Source organism: Nocardioides massiliensis (genome assembly GCF_030811215.1).
GTDB lineage: Bacteria > Actinomycetota > Actinomycetes > Propionibacteriales > Nocardioidaceae > Nocardioides_A > Nocardioides_A massiliensis.
The window spans coordinates 834,353-853,343 of record NZ_JAUSQM010000001.1 but is presented as its reverse complement, the minus strand read 5'-3'; the positions used below and the strand labels follow the sequence as shown (position 1 = coordinate 853,343).

General features: G+C 67.3%; 18 protein-coding genes and 1 tRNA gene. 12 read left to right on the top strand and 7 right to left on the bottom strand.

The features are described from left to right. Positions 1-47 precede the first annotated feature (47 nt). Positions 48-365 carry a DUF4333 domain-containing protein gene (locus J2S59_RS04365; RefSeq protein ID WP_181641557.1) on the top strand — a complete coding sequence of 106 codons (318 nt, stop codon included), beginning with the start codon at positions 48-50 and terminating at the stop codon, positions 363-365. Between the two features lie 4 nt (positions 366-369). Here J2S59_RS04365 and J2S59_RS04360 read toward each other — a convergent pair whose 3' ends face one another. Then, complete coding sequence (locus tag J2S59_RS04360; RefSeq protein WP_068117474.1) at positions 370-1,212, bottom strand: SMP-30/gluconolactonase/LRE family protein; 843 nt, start codon at positions 1,210-1,212, stop codon at positions 370-372. 115 nt (positions 1,213-1,327) lie between these two features. On the opposite strand from J2S59_RS04360, the gene J2S59_RS04355 reads away from it, so the two are divergent. The 3 genes from J2S59_RS04355 to J2S59_RS04345 are packed head-to-tail and all read left to right on the top strand — an operon-like array spanning position 1,328 to position 4,193. Continuing rightward, positions 1,328-2,473: an NAD(P) transhydrogenase subunit alpha gene (locus J2S59_RS04355; protein WP_068117500.1), complete on the top strand. Its 1,146-nt coding sequence runs from the start codon at positions 1,328-1,330 to the stop codon at positions 2,471-2,473. Next, the gene (locus J2S59_RS04350) at positions 2,470-2,799 is read left to right on the top strand and encodes an NAD(P) transhydrogenase subunit alpha part 2 (protein ID WP_068117473.1); all 330 of its coding nucleotides are present in this window, start codon (positions 2,470-2,472) and stop codon (positions 2,797-2,799) included. The genes J2S59_RS04355 and J2S59_RS04350 overlap by 4 nt, the downstream gene beginning before the upstream one ends. Further along, positions 2,796-4,193: an NAD(P)(+) transhydrogenase (Re/Si-specific) subunit beta gene (locus tag J2S59_RS04345; RefSeq protein WP_068117469.1), complete on the top strand. Its 1,398-nt coding sequence runs from the start codon at positions 2,796-2,798 to the stop codon at positions 4,191-4,193. The genes J2S59_RS04350 and J2S59_RS04345 overlap by 4 nt, the downstream gene beginning before the upstream one ends. A 78-nt stretch (positions 4,194-4,271) precedes the next feature. On the opposite strand, the gene upp is transcribed toward J2S59_RS04345, so the two are convergent. After that, positions 4,272-4,913 (bottom strand): uracil phosphoribosyltransferase, encoded by a 642-nt coding sequence (upp, locus tag J2S59_RS04340; protein WP_068117496.1) that lies wholly within the window; start codon positions 4,911-4,913, stop codon positions 4,272-4,274. Positions 4,914-5,008: 95 nt separating this feature from the next. Here upp and J2S59_RS04335 point away from each other — a divergent pair, with 95 nt between their 5' ends. The 5 genes from J2S59_RS04335 to J2S59_RS04315 all read left to right on the top strand — a co-directional run bounded on the left by J2S59_RS04335 (position 5,009) and on the right by J2S59_RS04315 (position 8,395). Then, entirely contained in the window at positions 5,009-5,542 is a 534-nt protein-coding gene (locus J2S59_RS04335; RefSeq protein WP_181641555.1) for a tRNA adenosine deaminase-associated protein, read from the top strand. A 34-nt stretch (positions 5,543-5,576) separates the two neighbouring features. Continuing rightward, positions 5,577-6,008 (top strand): nucleoside deaminase, encoded by a 432-nt coding sequence (locus J2S59_RS04330; RefSeq protein WP_068117490.1) that lies wholly within the window; start codon positions 5,577-5,579, stop codon positions 6,006-6,008. 133 nt (positions 6,009-6,141) lie between these two features. After that, positions 6,142-6,228 (top strand) — tRNA-Ser (locus J2S59_RS04325). Positions 6,229-6,360: 132 nt separating this feature from the next. Continuing rightward, the gene (locus J2S59_RS04320; RefSeq protein WP_068117467.1) at positions 6,361-7,845 is read left to right on the top strand and encodes a site-specific integrase; all 1,485 of its coding nucleotides are present in this window, start codon (positions 6,361-6,363) and stop codon (positions 7,843-7,845) included. A 130-nt stretch (positions 7,846-7,975) separates the two neighbouring features. After that, positions 7,976-8,395: a hypothetical protein gene (locus tag J2S59_RS04315; protein ID WP_068117464.1), complete on the top strand. Its 420-nt coding sequence runs from the start codon at positions 7,976-7,978 to the stop codon at positions 8,393-8,395. A 182-nt stretch (positions 8,396-8,577) separates the two neighbouring features. Here the strand turns inward: J2S59_RS04315 and J2S59_RS04310 are convergent, their stop codons facing one another. After that, a complete protein-coding gene (locus tag J2S59_RS04310) occupies positions 8,578-9,570 on the bottom strand; it encodes a hypothetical protein (RefSeq protein WP_306824846.1) in 993 nt (330 codons plus the stop codon). A 222-nt stretch (positions 9,571-9,792) separates the two neighbouring features. Here J2S59_RS04310 and J2S59_RS04305 point away from each other — a divergent pair, with 222 nt between their 5' ends. Genes J2S59_RS04305 through J2S59_RS04295 form a run of 3 tightly spaced genes read left to right on the top strand, consistent with a single transcriptional unit; the run spans position 9,793 to position 11,814 of the window. Further along, complete coding sequence (locus J2S59_RS04305; protein WP_068122064.1) at positions 9,793-10,413, top strand: hypothetical protein; 621 nt, start codon at positions 9,793-9,795, stop codon at positions 10,411-10,413. Between the two features lie 23 nt (positions 10,414-10,436). Beyond that, the gene (locus tag J2S59_RS04300) at positions 10,437-11,540 is read left to right on the top strand and encodes a hypothetical protein (RefSeq protein WP_068122069.1); all 1,104 of its coding nucleotides are present in this window, start codon (positions 10,437-10,439) and stop codon (positions 11,538-11,540) included. Continuing rightward, positions 11,533-11,814, top strand: a complete 282-nt coding sequence (locus J2S59_RS04295) for a hypothetical protein (protein WP_068122072.1) — start codon at positions 11,533-11,535, stop codon at positions 11,812-11,814. Before J2S59_RS04300 ends, J2S59_RS04295 begins: the two co-directional genes overlap by 8 nt. A gap of 71 nt (positions 11,815-11,885) precedes the next feature. On the opposite strand, the gene J2S59_RS04290 is transcribed toward J2S59_RS04295, so the two are convergent. From J2S59_RS04290 to J2S59_RS04275, 4 genes are all read right to left on the bottom strand, one after another. Next, positions 11,886-12,149 carry a hypothetical protein gene (locus J2S59_RS04290; RefSeq protein WP_068122075.1) on the bottom strand — a complete coding sequence of 88 codons (264 nt, stop codon included), beginning with the start codon at positions 12,147-12,149 and terminating at the stop codon, positions 11,886-11,888. 113 nt (positions 12,150-12,262) lie between these two features. After that, positions 12,263-15,091, bottom strand: coding sequence for a hypothetical protein (locus tag J2S59_RS04285; protein WP_306824845.1), 2,829 nt, complete (start codon positions 15,089-15,091; stop codon positions 12,263-12,265). A 351-nt stretch (positions 15,092-15,442) separates the two neighbouring features. Continuing rightward, positions 15,443-15,766: a hypothetical protein gene (locus tag J2S59_RS04280; RefSeq protein WP_068119280.1), complete on the bottom strand. Its 324-nt coding sequence runs from the start codon at positions 15,764-15,766 to the stop codon at positions 15,443-15,445. A gap of 65 nt (positions 15,767-15,831) precedes the next feature. After that, positions 15,832-18,273: a phage/plasmid primase, P4 family gene (locus J2S59_RS04275; RefSeq protein WP_181641717.1), complete on the bottom strand. Its 2,442-nt coding sequence runs from the start codon at positions 18,271-18,273 to the stop codon at positions 15,832-15,834. Between the last annotated feature and the right edge of the window lie 718 nt (positions 18,274-18,991).

The window sequence follows — 18,991 nt, the reverse complement described above, 5'->3', positions numbered from 1 at the left end:
CATGAGAAAGGGCACCCAGCTCGATCGACATGGACCACGATGAGCCCATGAGGCGTCTTCTGGGGGTGGTGTTGCTCGCCGTGGTGCTCGCGCCCGTGGCGGGCTGCTCCCTCGAGGCCGGTCCCGAGCCGGGCGTCGCCCCCGACGTCCTGGCCGAGCAGGTGAGCGTCTCTCTAGCGGAGACGGTCGGGCGCGCGCCGGACGACGTCGAGTGCCCCGACCGGCTCGCCGCCCGCGTGGGTGCGGAGGTGCGCTGCACGCTGCGCGACGGTGAGACGGCGTACGGCGTGACGGTCCGGGCCACGGCGGTCGACGGCGACGACGTCCGCTTCGACATCCAGGTGGACCAGGACCCGCTGCCCTGACCGGTCAGCCGCGCGGGTCGACGCGCAGGATCGCGCCGGCACGCTGCGCGAGCGTCTCCTCCGGCACCCAGGTCGGCGCGGAGCAGACCAGCAGCACGTCCAGGTCGTCCCCGCCGACCGCGACGGCGTACGGCGTGGGGACGGGCACGCTGCGGACGTCCGCCCCGTCGGCGCTGACGTGGAGCACCTCGTTGGTGAACGGCGAGGCGACCCAGATGCTGCCGTCGCCGGCGAGCGCGATGCCGTCGGGCATGATCCCCTCGTCGAACTCGACGAGGGTGCGTCGCTCGGACAGTGCCCCGTCGTCGCCGATGGTGAAGGCGGTGAGCCGCCCGGGCACCGAGCGGGTCTCGGCGACGACGAGCGTGCGCCCCTCGTCGGTGACGACCATGCCGTTGGCGAACATCATGTCGGTTGCTGCCGCGGTGACCGTGCCGTCGGGCTGGACCAGTGCCAGCGCGGCCGGGAAGGGCGGGGCCGGAGGCACGCTCGCGTCGCCGTAGTTGCCGACGTAGGCGCGGCCCTGGGCGTCGACGACCATGTCGTTGAGGGTGTGGGTGGCCACCGACGAGACGTCGGCGTGCTCGACGAGCGTGCCGTCGGGCTCGCGGCGCAGGACGCGCGACGTGTGGCCGTCGGCGACGAGCAGGCGGCCGTCCGGCAGGAAGCCGAGGCCGCTGGGGTGGCCGTCGTACTCCGCGACGACCTCGGAGCTGCCCGTGTGGATGTCGAGACGCACGACCTGGCCCGCGTGGATGTCGCTGAACCACAGCGCGCCGTCGTGCCAGCGCGGGCACTCGGGGAAGGCGTAGCCGGTGCTCACGACCGTCGGGTCAGCGGTGTCCACGGGGTCCTCCTGGGCGGGGCGGGGTCGGGGGTGGCCGTCGGCAGGTGCGGAGAGCTCACGATGCCACGCCGCGGTCCTCATGGACGCTCAGGTCCCGGTCCCCTACGTTCGATGCGTGAGGATCGCCGTGCTGAAGGAGACCCGCGAGGGCGAGACCCGGGTGGCGCTCGTCCCGGAGCTCGTCGGTCGGCTGACCGCGCTCGGGTACGCCGTGGCCGTGGAGCCCGGTGCGGGGGTGGGGGCGCTGCACGCCGACGAGGAGTACGCCGCTGCCGGTGCGGTGGTGGACGCCGATGCGGTCGAGGGTGCGGAGGTCGTGGTCTCGGTGCAGCCGCCGCCCATCGACGTCGTACGCCGGCTCGCGCCCGGCACGAGCACGATCTCGTTCCTGCCGTCCCTGCAGGAGACCGGCCTGGTCGCCGACCTGCGCGACAGCGGCGTCACGGCGTACGCGATGGAGCTCGTGCCGCGCATCTCGCGCGCCCAGGCGATGGACGCGCTGTCGTCGCAGGCACTGGTCGCGGGCTATCGGTGCGCGATCGTGGCGGCTGGCCTGTTGCGACGGTTCTTCCCGCTCAACATGACCGCCGCTGGCACCGTCCCCCCGGCGGAGGTCGTCGTCCTCGGTGCGGGCGTGGCCGGCCTGCAGGCGATCGCGACCTCCAAGCGTCTGGGCGCGGTCGTCAAGGCGTACGACGTGCGCGCCGCCTCCGCCGAGGAGATCCGCTCGATGGGCGCCCAGGCGATCGACCTCGGCCTCGAGGCGCTCGAGGGCGCTGGCGGTTACGCGCGGGAGATGACCGAGGAGCGCGCCACGCGCCAGCGCGAGCTGCTCACGCCGTACGTCGCCGCGGCCGACGCGCTGATCACGACCGCCGCGGTCCCCGGCAGGCAAGCGCCGGTGCTGGTCACCCGCGAGATGGTCGAGCAGATGAGGCCCGGATCGGTGGTCGTCGACCTCGCCGCGGAGTCCGGGGGCAACGTCGAGGGGTCGGTGCCCGGCCAGGTCGTGCGGATCGGTGCCGCGCAGGTGTGGGGCGGCTCCGGTGTGCCGGCGCAGATGCCCGGGCCGGCATCGAGGCTCTACGCGCAGAACGTCGTCAACCTCGTCGCCCTGATGACCCGGGCGGGTGAGGGGGAGCAGCCGCCTGCGTTCGCCCCCGACTTCGCCGACGAGATCATCGCCGGCGCCTGCGTCACCCACGAGGGCGTCGTGCGCCACGAGCCCACCCGCACCGCGCTCGAAGGAGGAGCTCCGTGAGCGAGCCCATCGTCTGGCTGACGATCTTCGTCCTCAGCGTCTTCGTCGGCATCGAGGTGATCGCGAAGGTCTCCTCGACGTTGCACACCCCGCTGATGTCCGGCGCCAACGCCATCCACGGCGTGATCCTGCTCGGCGCGATCATCGTGACCGGGACCTCCGATCACTGGTTCGCCGTCACCATCGGGCTGCTCGCGGTCGTCCTCGCCGCGATCAACATGGTCGGTGGGTTCGTCGTGACCGACCGGATGCTGCAGATGTTCAGCGTCAAGCGCCCGGCCGCGCGCCCCGCCTCACGCCCAGATGAGGGGGCGGGCGAGCGATGACCCCGACCTGGGTCCAGTTGGCCTACCTGGCCTGCGCGGTCTGCTTCATCCTCGCGCTGAAGGGACTCGCCGGCCCGCGCACCGCCCGCAGCGGCAACCTGCTCGGGGCCGCTGCGGCCGTCGTCGCCTGCGTGATCCCGTTCCTCTACCTCGAGCTCGACCACGTCCCGCTGATCCTGGTGGCGATCGCGGTCGGTACGGCGATCGGGGCCGTCGGGGCCCGGCGCGTCCAGATGACGCAGATGCCGCAGATGGTGGCGCTGTTCAACGGCGTCGGGGGTGGCGCCGCGGCGCTCGTGGCGCTCCTCGAGCTCGAGCACATGGTCGGTGTCACCGACACGCTCGGGGTCGACCCCTACAACTGGTTCGTCTACGCCGCGACCGCGTTCACGATCGTCGTCGGCGCGGTGTCGTTCGCCGGCTCGGCGGTCACCTTCGCCAAGCTCCAGGACCTGATGAGCTCGCGCCCGGTGGTCTTCCGCGGGCTCCCGGTCGCGTTCGCGGCGGCCCTGCTGGCCGCCGTGGTGTGGTCGGTGCTGACCGTGACCTCCGCGGCGCTGTGGATCGGGGTCGTGCTCGCGGTGCTGGGCCTGGCGATCGGCGTACTCCTCGTGCTGCCGGTGGGTGGCGCCGACGTCCCGATCGTGATCTCCCTGCTCAACGCGTTCACCGGCCTGACGGTGGCGGCCGGCGGCTACGTCCTCGGCAACACGGTGCTGCTGGTGGCCGGCACGCTCGTGGGTGCGGCCGGCACCTTCCTCACGCTGTTGATGGCGCGGGCGATGGGGCGCTCGGTCGCCAACATCCTGTTCGGGGCGCTGAAGGGCGGCTCGACGCTCGGGGCGGGAGAGGCCTCCGACCGGCCGGTGCGCTCCGCCGGCCCGGAGGACGTGGCGATCCTGCTCGGCTACGCCGCGAAGGTGATCATCGTGCCGGGCTACGGTCTGGCGGTCGCCCAGGCGCAGCACACCCTGCGCGAGCTGGTCGAGGTGCTCGGCGCCCGCGGCACCGCGGTCGACTACGCCATCCACCCGGTCGCGGGTCGGATGCCCGGGCACATGAACGTGCTGCTCGCCGAGGCGCAGGTGCCCTATGAGCAGCTCAAGGAGATGGACGACATCAACGGCGAGTTCAAGCAGACCGACGTCGTGCTCGTCGTCGGTGCCAACGACGTCGTGAACCCGGCCGCCAAGACCACGCCGGCCGCGCCGATCTATGGGATGCCGATCCTCGACGCCGACGAGGCGCGCCAGATCGTCTTCCTGAAGCGCTCGATGCGCCCCGGCTTCGCCGGCATCGAGAACGAGCTGCTCTTCGACCCCAAGACCACTCTGCTCTTCGGCGACGCGAAGGACTCGCTGGGCAAGCTGCTCGCCGCCGTCAAGGCGCTGTGATCCGCCGTCGCCGGTTTTGCGACATCCAGCACCACGGGACGCCCGCGAGCGATGTCAGATGTCGCAATTCGTGCGGGGCTACTGCGCCAGACCGTAGAGCCGGTCGCCGGCGTCGCCGAGGCCGGGGACGATGTAGCCGTGCTCGTTGAGCTTCTCGTCGATGGCCGCGGTCACCACGGTCACGGGTACGGCGATGTCGGCCAGCAGTGCCTCGACGCGCTCGCAGCCCTCCGGCGCGGCGAGGAGCGTGATGGCGGTGATGTGGTCGGCGCCGCGGTCGACGAGGAACTTGATCGCGGCCGCGAGCGTGCCGCCGGTGGCCAGCATCGGGTCCAGCACGTAGCACTGCCGCCCGGAGAGGTCCTCCGGGAGCCGCTCGGCGTACGTCGAGGCCTCCAGCGTCTCCTCGTTGCGGACCATGCCGAGGAAGCCGACCTCGGCGGTCGGGAGCAGCCGCATCATCCCGTCGAGCATGCCGAGCCCGGCGCGCAGGATGGGTACGACGAGGGGCCGCGGGGTCGAGAGCTTGACTCCGTCGGCGGGACTGACGGGGGTCTCGACGCGGACCGGGTCGACGCGGACGTCGCGCGTGGCCTCGTAGGCCAGCAGGGTCACCAGCTCGTCGGTGAGCCGACGGAAGGTCGGGGAATCGGTCGAGGAGTCCCGCAAGGTGGTGAGCTTGTGGGAGACGAGCGGGTGGTCGACGACGTGGGTGCGCATGGCCACAAACTATCGCCCTTCCCGCGGGCTGTCGGATCTGTCATCCTCGTCAACGTCCGCTCGTCCCTGCTTGTGGTCGCACCGGAGGTGCCCAGATGTCGGAGCAGCTGTCCGAGGGGACGAGCGAGCAGCCAGACACGCCCGCCGGCGCGACCGTCGAGGGTGTCGACTTCGCGGTCCTCGCCTACCGCGAGGAGGGCACGTGGCAGCTCGAGGAGCTGGACGACGACGTGCTCGACGACGTCGAGGACATCGCCGACGAGCTCAGCCGCTGGCCCGGTGACCTGGGTGCGATCGCGCTGATCTCCGTCGACGAGGACTTCGCCGTCCTGGTGCGTGCGGTCGGCGACGACGTCACCGCGCTGGTCAGCGACGTCACGGCTGCGACCGTGTGGCCGCTGGCCCGCTCGGTCGTCGAGCTGCTCGACCTGCCGGTGCCCGATGACGACGACGAGCCGGTGCCCGGCGGCGACCCCGGGCTGCTCGCCGACCTGGGACTTCCCGCCATGACCCTCGCCGCGCTGCTCGACGACGAGGACCTCTACCCCGACGAGTTCCTGAGCGCCGTCGCCGACAAGCTCGGGTTCGGCGAGCCCTTCGACGAGTTCGTCGGGCTGACCGACCGCTGACGTGAACCCCCTGCACGAGCGCTGGGCCGACCCGATGGACCTGGCACTGGCCGAGGCGCGCGCCGCGCTGGCCACCGACGACGTACCCGTCGGCGCGGTCGTCCTCGACCCCACCGGCACGGTTGTCGCTACCGGCCGCAACCACCGCGAGGCCGACGCGGACCCGACCGGTCACGCCGAGCTGCAGGCCCTGCGCGCCGCCGCCCGCGCCCGCGGCGAGTGGCGCCTCGACGATCACACCCTCGTCGTCACCCTCGAGCCCTGCACCATGTGCGCCGGCGCCATCGTCCAGGCCCGCGTCGCCCGCGTGGTCTTCGGTGCGTACGACGACAAGGCGGGTGCGGTCGGCTCGTTGTGGGACGTCGTCCGCGACCGGCGCCTGCACCACCGGCCCGAGGTCGTGGCCGGCGTCGGCGCCGACGAGTGCGCCGCCCTGCTGCTCGACTTCTTCGGCGACCGACGCTGAGGCTCCGCTCGTCGAGTGCCACCGAGGGACGAGGCGGTGGCTCTGCTCGTCGAGTGCCGCCGAGGGACGAGGCGGTGTATCGAGACGCCGCCCGATTGGGACCGACCTCGCGGGTTCTAGTAACGTTCCCCGCGGTGGCGTGTCCGAGCGGCCTAAGGAGAACGCCTCGAAAGCGTTTGTGGGTGCAAGCCCACCGAGGGTTCAAATCCCTCCGCCACCGCGTATAGGGGCGCACGCCCGCCGTTGAGAGTCAAATCCCGCGGCGGGCGTGCGTTTTTTGTGCCCCGGGGTCAAATTGCGTTGCGTGTCCCGTTGCGTGTCGCTGGAGCGGTTTTCGTCGTATGGTCCATCCATGGCACGCGCGAACGGTGAGGGCTCTGTTTACAGGGTCCGCAAGCCCGACGGCCGTGAGGTGTGGCGGTGCGCAGAAACCTTGGGCCGCGACCCCCACACGGGGCGGCTCATCCGCGTGGTAGGGGAGGGGCCTACCGAGGCCCTGGCCCGGGAGCGGTTGTATAGGAACCGCCTGCGGCGCGAGGTCGCCACAGGGCAGGTCTCCCAGCGAGCACTCCGTGAGGAGGACGGGGTAGTCACGCTTGACCAGTGGTTCCACCTGTGGTTGGAGCAGCGTGACGTGCGTTCAAGCACCAAGGCCGAGTATCGGACCCGCTACCGCCTCCACATCGCCCCCTACTTCGGTGCCATCCCGTTGCGCCTCATCACCCCTGTCATGGTCCAGGACTGGGCCTACGGGACCCTCCCAAAGAAGACGAAGCCTGACGGCACGCCCCTCCTGCGGGAGACAGCCGTGCGGAGTGTCTTCGTCATCCTCTCCACCATGCTGGGGGACGCCGCGCGGCTCAGGCGGATAGAGGACAACCCCTGTGACCAGGTGAAGACGCCCAAGCGCTCTCCCGCCAATGAGGAGCGCAAGAACACCATCAGGGCCACCAAGAATTGGGTCCCCCACCACCTCGTGAAGCACCTGGAGGGCCATCAGGACGAGGCCCGGTGGCTGCTGGCCCTGTTCGCGCTCCGCCAGTCAGAAGTCCTGGGCATGACCCTGAACCAGCTCAAGTGGAAGAGCCCTAAGAAGGACTCGTTCCTCGTCATCGACAAGCAGCTCGCTCGCCACGTGAGGCTCCATGGATGTGGCACGGACCCCCGCACGGGTGCCTACCTCTGTGGGGAGCAAAGCGACCGTTGCCCGCAGGGCTATGGGGAGAGTGGCCTCTACCTGAGCCGGGACCTCAAGACGGAGAAGAGTAGGCGGGCTATCCCCATCGTCGAGCCCCTCTACTCCGCGTTGAGGCGGCAGGAGAAGTGGGTCCGCGAGGTCGTCCATAAGTCGCCGGACTACGACCCCTTACCGGGCATGGAGGACCTGCTGTTCCCCCAGGCCAATGGGCGGCCCCGTAGGCACCAGAACGACCGGCGTGCCTTCAGCAAGCTCTTGGACGAGGCCAAGGTCCCTGACCGTCTTCGCGTCCACGACGCCCGCCACCTCGCCATCAGCATGATGATGAGCGGGAAGCTCGGTGTGGTCCCTTCCCAGCAGGGAATCCTCATGTGGACGGGGTGGAGCCCGACCACCTACGCGCGCATGCTGGAGACCTACAGCGCACAGGGCGCGGACATTCTGCTCGAACCCCTTACGGCCTTCGGTGTGAACCTCACGGAGCGGCGGGACGCCAAGAAGAAGCCGAAGAAGGGTGCGGAGCCGGCCGAGGTGGTGCCCAGTTCGACGGACCCCCTGACGGCCGAAGAGTTGAAGGTCCTCCAATCGCTCGTTTCGCGCCTGAGCGCCGCGGGTGCGGTGGTGGCGGAGGAGGAGTAGCGGGAGTCCTCACGAGCCGGTTGACGGGGCGGAGTAGCCGCATAGCATCGCCAGGTTTTGCCAATTCGCCCCCGTCCCGCGCCCGTTGCTGCTTTGCTTCGCGGCACGCGCTCACCCCGTAGGAGTTCTCATGTCCACTCTCGCCCGTCGCGTCCTCGCGCCCCTCACCGCGGTCCTGCTGGCCGTAGGCCTGCTCGCCGGCGGCCTCACCGCCCCGGCCGTTGCGTCCCCAGCCCTCGGTGACACCGCGGCCTCATTCAAGATGACGGTGAAGGTCCAGCCCAAGAAGAAGCGGGTCGTGGCAGGCGCCGAAAAGCTCACCGACTTCCAGACCATGGCGCTCATGTATAAGCCCAAGGCGAAGGGCAAGTGGCGCGTGGTGGCCAAGAGGAAGGGCAGGCCCGACCTGACCCGTGTCCGGCTGGTCCACAAGGACGCCAAGAAGGGTTTCTACCGCCTGCGTCTCACGGGAGACTTCTTCATCTGCGGCTCTAACAGCTGCGGCCCCGAAAAGCGAGTCTTCGTCTCCAAGACCGTGCGCCTCAAGTAGGCATCGCACCCAAGAGGCCGCACCACAGTGGTGCGGCCTCTTCGCGTGAGAGCGGTGCGTGCGGTCCGGGGGTGATGCGCAGGGGACGGCTGGTGCTGCGGTAGGAGCGGGTGGTGGCGCTCCCGCGTCGGTTCGTATCGACGTCGAGGGCGATGTGAGAGACCGCAGTCCACTGCGTCCCCTCAGGACCGCTCTGCGAGGTCCCCAGCGTGGTCCCCGTCATGCTCCGCCACCCCCACCAAGGGCACGCCCCGGCGCAGGTAGAGGGGGAGGGCCGACACTGCCACGAGTGCGAAGAACCCGGCGAGGAGCTTGTCGCCGATGGACGTCATCAAGTTGGAGAAGCCGACCGCGACCAGGAAGTGGTCCACGGTCTCGCTTACCAACTGCGTGATGACATCGTGCCCGGGCCTCAGGTCCGGCCCGACGAAGGCCACGAGGATGGGGATGGCCACGAGGGCGCAGACCGCCGCGGTAAGCAGGTTCAGCCCGAAGAAGCGTAGGAAGGTCGCGCCCATGCGCCACCGCCGCACGCCGTAGCCCCACACGAGCGCTCCCGCCGCATTCACGAGCGCGAAGGGCAGGCTTATCCACCCGCTGCCGATGACGCCGATGACGTTTGTGGCGACGCCCACGGCCGCACCGCGCCAGGGGCCGAGAGCGATGGCGGCGACGGCTGTGCCCACCATGTCGAGGTGTAGGGGCAGGCGGAAGAAGTCCACGAACTCCCGGCCCGCGAGGTTCAGGGCCAGGCACGCGAGCAGGAGCAAGAGGACCGCGCGCGTGTGCGTCGCGGTGGGGGTGGAGGGCTCAGGGGCGGGCGGCGCTGGGACTTGGGAGTCGGATGGCGCGTCCACGGGCGGGGGCTCCACCGCTGGGCCAGCCCGCCACCGCTCCACGACTCCCGGGTCCTCACCCAAGGCCTCCACTATCTCCCTGACGAGGCCGAGGTTGATGCGAGCGCGCCCCTTGGTGAAGGCGAAGTGAACCGTCGAGCGGGCCACGCGGGCGGAGTGTTCGGCTTGTCCCTGCGCCATGCGTTGTGCCTGGATGCGGCGGGCTATCTCCTGGAAGGAGGGCTGCCCCTGCCGTTCGCGGAGGGCCTGAAGCTCGGTGACGAGGTGGTCCCACGGTCCTGCGGGTTGCTGCGGGTCGGGCGGCTTCACCTGCGTCAACAGTCTGTCCTTCCCGAGCGTGGTTCTCCCCTCGACCGGAAGCCTAAGAGCGTTCAGCGGTTAGCGCTGGCGTTTGGGGGACCAAGCGCGGTGGAGCCGGGACAGTCCAGGGTTGTCCAGGCTTGTCCAGGGTCCGCCGAAGCGGTGGCAAGGCCTTGTCAGACGGCCGAAGACTCCTGCTAACAGCAACCACAGCACATTCCAGGAAAGGGGTCACTGACCATGACGATGACTGAGCCTGAGGCCGCTGCCGCGCCCGAGGATGACCGCACAACCGTCCTGCAGCCCGCCCACAAGCTCTTCCAACGGGAGGACGGCTTCGGTCCGTATCTCTCCGTCAAGGACCACGGCGTCTTCGCGCCCAAGCTCAACGACATGCCGAAGGACTATCCCGACCAGGTTCGTCAGGCCATGCTCAAAGCAGCGTTGGAGAACGCGCCCGAGCCGGAGAAGCCAGAGACGTGGAGCGACGCCCTAGTCGACCAGGCGCTTGCCTTCTATGCGTCGAGCGAGATGAGGGCTAAGGAGGCGCCAGAAGCGCGCAAGGCTGCGGCCCGCTGGCTGCTCGACCAGGACCCGAAAGAGCCCACGGCTGAAGAGGTACAGAGATTCAAGACGAACGACCTCTTCCTTGCCCACGCGCACCGCGTCAAGGAGCGCGTGGGCGTAGTGAGCCTGTCCATTCTTGCGGGCTGGGCTTATGAGGAGGACAAGAATGGCGACCTCAAGAAGTCGTATGTCCGTAAGGAAGTCGTCAAGGCCATTAGGAACTACGAGGATGCTCGCAAGGCTGCGAAGGCTGCGAAGGACGCAGCGGACGCGGCGGCGGAAACAACCGAATAGGGCTCACGACAGCGAGCAATCAGGTGGCTACGCAGCTTCTCCAACACGAGGACGCTGAGGACTTCGAAAGGGTCTACGACGGCTTCGTGTTCGGTGATAGGCCCGAGTGGTGGGCTCGACCGGAATGTGTTTGGGTGTTCCGGAGTATCGGGTCGAGCCCACCAGGCGGCTTCTGGGCCGCAGACTTGGACAAGGCCGTTGACCTCCTTTGGGCCTACCACTACGACATCCCCGACCTGACGGTGGAACCCGAGTGGAAAGCCACGCCGCTAGAGGACCGTTGGAGGGCCGGCGAGAAGCACTGGGGACCTTGGCGGACCGAACGGGACCGCCTCTCACGCCCGGGGCAGGTGCGCGGCTTCCGGGAGCAGCTTTTCCGTCACCTCCCGCGCCGCCCGCAGGAGGGAGTCTTCAAGTTCAGAGCTCTCCCAGCCACCGTCATGGCGCTGGACCGCTATGAAGCGGTCCGCGTAGCTCGACAAAGGGTGGCCGACGAGGAGGAACAGGCAAGCAGATGGTGGGCGGAGCTTCGAGGGGTCCTAGTCGCTTACCTTGCCGTCGTAAATAAGGACGCGAACGACTCACTGTTCGCCCTGCTCGTCGACGGCCCCGCCGGCCCCTGCCGCCTTCAGGTCCCGAAGGCAGAGGTCAAGCGGCTCGTCGCAGACACCCCCCTTGCGCTGCCTATCCGCGAGGCCTACGCCATGGTGGAAGCACAAGGCTACAAGCCGTGGTCGGGTCGGCCTGACAAGAAGGGGAGCAAGTTCCTTCGACCCCTGGGGTGGTCAAGCCTTAGGCCGGCTCGGCAGGAGGAGCTGCGAAGCGCTCCCCTTAAACAAGGTCCGGCGGAAGCCCGCCTTACAGCGCTCTATGTCGCCTACCTCCAGACGCGCGACCAGGTCAAGGGACTAAGTAGCGCGGCCGACATGCTCGTCGCCGAGGTGGCCGAAGCGCATGTAGACCGCTACGAGGACGACCGTGCCCTTGCCCTGGCAGTGTTTGAACCCGCCAGCGCCTACTTCCTCGGGGTGAGTCTCGAAGAGGCCCGCAAGGCAGCTTCCCGCACTGGGGTGACGCCCTATGCCCTACTCGACCTCGTTCGCTTGCAAGGAAGCAGTCATGAGTAAGCGCGGAAAGAGGCTCAACAGGGAGCGTCGTGCGGCCTACGAACGGCAGGCCCCTCTTGGCGCAGACCGGGTCCACGAAGAGGTTGCCGAGGTGCTGGACATCCTGCTGGCGCAGAAGCGTGAGGGTCTAGAGCGTGGCGAAACTGAGCCGTTCAAGCGTTGGCTTGCAGAGTTGGAAGCGGCGAGCGCCATCAGTCGCCACGTTGTCATTCCCGGTCACGGCACCTACAGCTCCCGGGTTGTGGCGGAGGTCGTGCGGGAACTCCGTCTTTAGCCATCCACTCTCACCACTGAAGCCAGTGTCCTCGCGCGAGGGGCACTGGCTTCGTGGGTTGTAGGGGAGCCTCAGGCCTCCCGCTTGGCCTGGTCGACCATGTCGATGAAGGACTCCAGGGCCTTCATAACCGCGTTGCGCTTAGCGACGGCAGTCTCGCGGTCGCGGGAGAAGAGGGGCCGCTTCTTCTCCGCGTCTTGGACGACGGTGGACACCTCCGCTCGGACGCGGGAGAACAGGCGTGACATCTCGTTGCGGTCGAAGGCCTCGGCCTCACCGTTGGTAGCAGGGGTGGCGCTCTTGGCGCCCTTCTCGGTAGCAGCAGTGTTCGTCATGGTTGGAACCATGAATGGCTACTAGAGCCAGTCAACCCGCTAGCGGAAAAGACTTTGCGAGGCGGCGCCACCCAGGGATAAGAGGTGGCGCCGCCCCGCAGTTGGGGTCGGGCTTAGTGGCCCACGGCCCTCGCGAACTCCACGCCGTAATAGAAGGGCGAGGTGTGCCGGGGCTGGTGCGTCCACTGACCGCGGGCGTCGAGTGAGACGCCATAGGGAACCGTGCGGTCGAGCGTGTTCTCGGTGCCGGAACCCGTGGCCTCCTCCCAACGCTCCTGGTCAGCGGGCACGCGGGTCCTCCCGGCCTCGTTACTAGAGACGACCTGCCCCCGCACACGCGCGCCCACAGTGTTGCGTCGGTAGGAGGGGTTGCCCGCCGCGTTGAAGCCCAAGGCCTCGCTCGGGACGACGGTGGCCACGCGGGCCTCGAAGTCCCACTTCACGGTGAGGACCTGCGGCTTGCCCGAGTCGCTTGCCCACAGGCCCTCAACGAAGAGGTCCTTGTAGCAGCCGGGGCTAATGGCTACTCCGTTAGCGGAGTGTTGTTCGAGCGTCCACTGTCGAAGCGTGGGGGCGGGACCGTCGCCACCCCCGAAGAGCTTTGACCCCAACTCTCCGGTGCGGCAGTCACGCCCACGGATAGAGAAGAGGTCCACGGTCGGCGTACCCGCACCCCAGCGGGTGGCGGTGAAGGCCATAGGCCCATTGCCCTCGTAGCGCACCCACCCCTCAGTGGTGGGCGTGTAGTAAGCCGTGGGCAGGTGGTGTGCCTCACCGTCGCGGGGGAACACGGAGTGGCCGCGCACGGACTCGCTCGCGGGCTCCTCCGTGGCGGGGTTGCTCCTCGTGCCGTTGTAGGAGCACACCTTGTCGTAGAAGCCGCGCTCGGAAGTCGGCCCGCTCTCGCCCCAGGGGCCACCACCGGGCGTTGTGTAGGAGCGCGACACCGCGGTGCCAGCGAGGTGTGTGCCGGTGAACTGCGGGTCGTTGGTGGTGCGCTCGTCGATGCTGCGGGCGCCCACCTCGGCGTCGAAGCCCGCGCCGTTGCAGTGCGTCACTAGCACTTGGAAACCCTGCTCGAAGCGCTGTGACCCCACCTCGAAAGAGGACTCGCCGCTCACCATGTCTTCCTCGGGGCGGTTCGCATACTCCCAAGGGGTGTAGCGGACGTTGGTGGCCAGGATGTTCGCCCGGTTGTCGCGGTAGAACTCCGTAATCCTCTGCCGCCGCATGAGCCTGTTCCGCACGCCGTGGCGGGTGATGCGCACGTCCTGCACGGCCTGCTCGACGCTGATGAGCCGCCCGTCCGCGAGGACCTGCTCGTTGGAAGCAGTGAGGTCGACCGACCCCGCCTCAGTGTCCTGGCTACGAGCCGCAGCCGCCTCAAGTGCAGTGAACTCCTCGTCGGTGAAGGTCGTGTCCTCGGTGCAGCCACCGTCGCGCTGTCCGCAGAGGTCGTCCAACAGTTCACCCAGGGGTGTCTTCACGAGTTCCTGCTGTGTCTCGAAGCTGCCACGCCCCACGCCCGCGGGTGAGTTGTCCTCGACGGTGACGACCCGGTGGATGGGCGCCTCGATGACCTCGCTCGTGGGGTGCGTCTCCTCCCGAATCTCGTCCTCATAGAGGTATTCCCACTCGCGCTCGTCGTCGGTGGGAGGGCAGCTCATTACGCGGTCTCGCTGGTCGCGGAAGGAAGGGTCCGGGTGGATAGGAGGGAGGTGGGGCAGCATGGCGGGGTTCCCGTGGCGGTCCTGCCCGTAATACTCGCAGGCGTAAGAGTCGAGGAAGCCCGGAATCATGAGGACCTCGATGGGGTGCCAGTCCTTGTCTCCGTAGACGACGTCCAGCACCACGAGGCCGCGGTGGAGCCCGTAGACATAGGCCTCGCCGTAGCCTTCCTCGTCCGCGCGGTCAATCTCGGAGTGGATGTACTCGCGCATCTTGCCCACCGTGGCCACGCTGCCGAAGTTGCGGCGGGAGTGGTGGCCGTCGCCGCGAATGGCAGGGCCCGGGTTCATTGGGCCTCCCGTGTCGCCCTGGCCGATGGCCCAGTCGTGGGTATTCCAGCGCGCCCACTCCAGGCCGCCGTTCTCGTCCTCCAAGTGGATGGCGAAGACCCACTTGGAGGCGTCAGAAATCCCGTTGCGCTTGAACCGTGCGCCCAGCTCGGGGTCATACTCGGGATAGCCCAGGTAGTCCCACGTGCCCTGTCGGCTGAGGTCGGTATCGATGTAGTTCGTCATGTTGTCGTAGAAGCCGTAGATGATGTCGCTCCTCATCCCCATGTAGCGGTCCTGCTCTTCGTCCTCATAGATGCCACCGGCGCAGTAGTGACCAACTTGGGCCCACTGACCCATCGTCATGCGCCAGTCACTCTTGCCGCAGGCGTCGTAGAGCTGGTACTTGAGCGTGTCAGCGAATGTCTCGATGTAGGGACCATTGCTACCGCGGTTGTAGGCCTTGAGGAGTTCGTTCGAGTGGACGCTCTCCCAGCTCGCACCTCCGGGTAGGGGCACGCGGGCGCCGATGTGGCCCGTGTATTGCCAACGGTCATAGTTGTGCCGGTCGCCCGAGGTGGTCCAGCGGTATCCGAACTCACCCTCCTGTTTGGGAGCGAGGCGGCTGCTCGATGTCAGCCAGTTGGTGTTGCCAGTGAAGCCTGCTTCGTTGCCGCCCTGGCCTACGCGCGCCCAGTTGTTCGTGGGGCCGCCAACGGTCATGCTGCTCTTGAATACCTCTCGCCACCGTTCCTGCTGGTGCAGGGGCCAGGCGTCGGTGACGAAGCGGTCGTCGTCCAGGTAGTAACCATGGTGGTCAGGCACACCTTCTGGGTTATCGGGGTTGGCGGTGGCTGGCGTGGGTGTCAACGCCAGGAGGGGCGCGGCGAGGAGGAGGGCGGTCAGTCCCCCCAGGGCGCGGCGCATTCTGCGTCTCTTGGTCATGGGAAGTCCCTTGGGAAGTGGATGTCGGTTGGGTTCTAAGAGCGAAGCTCTTAGGGGGACTATCAGCGCGCGCCGGGGAGTGGCTCTCACAAGACGGGGGCGGCACACCACCGCGGTATGCCGCCCCTCAACCTCAACCATTTTCCTCAACCGGAGGACGCGATTCCCATCGCGTCGCCACTATCAGAACGGCGAGCCTGCTGGCTCTGCGGCTACTCCGCACGGCCCCACGAGAACGCAGTAACCCGCAGGAAGTGGGCTCTCATGCTGTAGCCGTCGGGCTCTATCCGTTGGTGGGTATGGGATAGAGCCCGACGGCTCAGGACGGTGAGTTTCTAAGTGAGGGGATGCCTAGAGTCCGCGGAAGTCGGCCCGTAGCGCCGCGACCTCACGCGCGTCAGCGAGGGCGGCGTGTGCGTCGGGGTGTTGCTTGCGGAACCACGCCTTCCCCAACAGCCACGCGGTGTATCGCCGGTCCTCTGCCACCTCGAGGTAGGGGTCTCCCTCGTACTTTCCGAAGGGCATGAGTGCTTGCGTGATGGTTCCCACCTCGCCCGCCTGAGCGGCATAGGCGTAGGCCGCGTCAGACTGCGTGCGGTAGTGCGGATGGGCTGAACAGTCGGGGAGGACGCATGGGTGGGGTATGCCGGTCTTGGGGTTGAAGTAGAAGAGCATGGGGCCGAAGCCTCCTAACGCTCGCCAGGGGCAAGCCTTTCTGTGGGTGGGGTTGTAGGGGTGGGTCAGAACGCGGGCTCGTCCTCGAGGTCGAACAACTCCTCGGCGTCGAACTCTGGGGTGTCCTCGTCCTCGAGAGTTGTGTGGGTCCTGTCCACCGACTCCTTTACGAGGGCCGTGAGCTCACGGTCGTCGTCGTACTCATTGCGGAAGCGGACTCCCAAGATGTGCGCGGGCTGCTTACCGGCGATGCGTGCCTCTCCGTCCGGTCCCTGCCAGGTCGACTGGTGGACGTTCTTCGCGACGGTGGCCTTTGAGTTGTAGACGAGGTTGCCTTTTGTGAAGAAGTTGCTGGTCTCGAAGCGCTCTAGGAAGAGCTTGGCGCCCCACGCGGGGTAGCCGTTGTTGCGGAGCCAGAGGTTAAAGCTGTCGCGCAGGTCCATGCTGAGGGCGAAGGAGGACGGGTCGGCCACGAGCGTCTCTTCACTCCAAGCCATGATGTGGTCGCTCCGCTTGCGCCATACGTTGGATGCCTCTCTGACGGAGGCGGGCAGGTGGGACTCCAGGTCGCGGTCCGCATACCACCGCTTCGCGCCCTCGATACGCCACGCAAGACACGCGGTGATGGTGTCTGGGTCCGTGGACGCATACTTCTTGACCTTCTTGTCTGCCAGCTTGTGGGTGGGCTCGGTGATGTCGTCGGCGGTCGCCTGGTAGGTGTAGGGAAAGCGCACAACCAACAGTCGGCGCCAGGTGCCGTGGTCGGTTTCAGACACGTTGGGTAGGCGGTTACAGGACACCCAGAGCGTCGCCTGAACCTCGAAGGTCTCGTAGTCGCGATACATGCCGCGAGCAGTGAGATTCTTGGTGCCGACGAGCTTCTTGATTGCCTTCACGTCGAGGTTCCGCTCGTCTGGCAGCTCCTCGACTAGCGCCTGGCGCACGCCCTTGAACTCGATGAGGCCGAAGTCTTCGCTGTGCCCCGTCTTGCGCATGAGCGTGGACTGCGGCGGCTCGTCCCCGTACGTTCCGGCGCTGGCGGCGAGGATGTCGAGGAAGGTGCTCTTGCCGTTTGACCCATCGCCGAACAGGAACAGGCACACATCGCTCGCGGACTGGTGCCCGGTGAGGGTCTGGCCGGTCATTACCTGGAGCCAGTCGTGGGCGTCGGAGGGGAGAGCATCCAGCACCTTCCCCCAGTAGGCGCTCTTGACCGCTGGGTCGTAGGGATAGGGCGTGCGCTTCGTCATCAACAGCTCGCGGTCGAAGGGCCGCAGCGTGCCGGTGCGGAGGTCCACAACGCCGTTTGCGACAACAAGCAGGTCCTTGTGGGTGTCGAGCTTCGCGGAGGAGACAAGGAGGTGGAGCTTGCCCATGTAGATGGTGTTGTCCGCGGTGGACTTGTTCAGGCAGCGTTCCGCAAGACGGGTAATGGCGTCCTTGTTGCAGAGGACTGCGGAGTTGTACTCCTTGCGGAGCCAGTGAGCGGCGTCCTCCCGGACGCTCGACTCCTTGACCTGAACCCACACGCCCTCGTCTTCGTCGTAACGGAGCCACTGGGATGACTCCATGACGTAGAGGAGGTTCCCGTTCTTGGACGATGCCCAGCGCTCTCCAAGCGGTAGGTCGAGGTAGTACTCCTTGGTGAACTGCTGGAACTCCATGTTCCCGCTACTCCCGACCTCCATTGGGCTAGTGGCGGAGTCGGGACGGATGCGGGGAACGTAGGCCTGCGCACCCTCATTGGCTGCGCGCTCGACGGTTGCGGCGATTTCTGACGCAGTGAGCCCGTTGGCGAGCCCCGCTCGACTTAGGTCTGCGATAACGCGGGCGATGGGCGCGCCTGCCTTTGCCGCACCGTAGGCCTCCCGGTTCAAGGTGTCGTTGCGCTGACCTGATGGGGAAGTTGCCACTGCGTAGTAGGCGGACTCCAAGGCCTTGCGGGCGTAGTTGTCCGGGAAGTCGTCCAGTGGTTCATGGGGTGGCTGGGTCGGGGTGTTCGCGGGCTTCGCGGTGAGGAGGTCGAGCAGCCATGCCGGGAGGTCGCTGATGACCTCCTCGCGCACCACCTCGTAAGCAGCCTCCAACCCCGCGGTGGTCTTGATGGTTGAGTTGGGACCGACCACGTAGCCACCCTTGCCTCGCACATCGATGCCGGGGCCGAGCTTTCCAGCGCTGTTGCGGACCTGGACGCCCTCGGGAGCGCGGTAATACAGGTGGAGTCCGCCGTTGGGGGTGGAGACGGTGAAGGTGTCTCCGATGGCGCCGCCGTGGGCGTCCAGGAGTGCCCGCCATGAGTCGAGCCCATTGGCGTCCTCTTCGTGGCAGTCGAGGTCAACTACGACCAGGCCTGACCTGCCACAGTCCACGCCATAACCCTGGGTGCCAGTGGGGAGGGGATCACTGAACTGCCGCCACTTGACGGCGGGGGTCTTGGCCAGGCGTGCAAGTGGGAATACCACTGCCTCAGCGAGTGCGGGTGGGATTAGTACCGTGTTCTTCGACATTTTCTATCCTCTAGTATCGGTGTTGTATCGGTACTATCGGAATGAGATGTAAAGCTCAGCTATAGAGAATTTCTCCTTAAATAGAGATTGGCACTCTGTTTCGATACCGCCGATACGGCCATGGCAGAAACCGCGGCGTAGCGCGGTTAGAGCTGCATCGGCGCAGACTTCGCGCGAAGCTAGTAGTCACGCCCACCCGAGGGTTGGGACGTTGGAGCAAGTGAGCACACAAAAGCCGCTGTGAGCGGGGATAGAAGGGTGTCGAAGCCCGTACCTCGCGCTCACAGCGGCTATGGGGACTATCGCTACGCCGGACCCCAGTAGGGACGCCACTCATAAAGCGACCGGCGCGAAGTGGAGGAGCTCGGGTGGACAAGACCCTTTACTCACACTTCGCGCCGGTCGGAAGAAGTCGAGGAATCACTCTCGACGGCACGGGTTCCACTATCGGAGCGTGAACGCGGCCTCGCTCCTGCGAGCGGTCCGAGCTAATGCTGACGAGCCCGTGGGGTGCGCGACCTACGCCCGGAGCCCGCCTAGCCGCAGTGAGTCTGCGGTCCTCAGAGTGAGAGTTCCGCTGTCCTGAGTGGTCGGGCTAGGGCCGAAGAGAGCTAACGGCTGTAGCCCGATGCTCCGCAGTGGCTAGCCATAAAGGTCCCGGAACCGTCAGGGCTGCGGGACCGCGCAGGGTGAACGGTCAATGGTGAGTGAGCTCCGT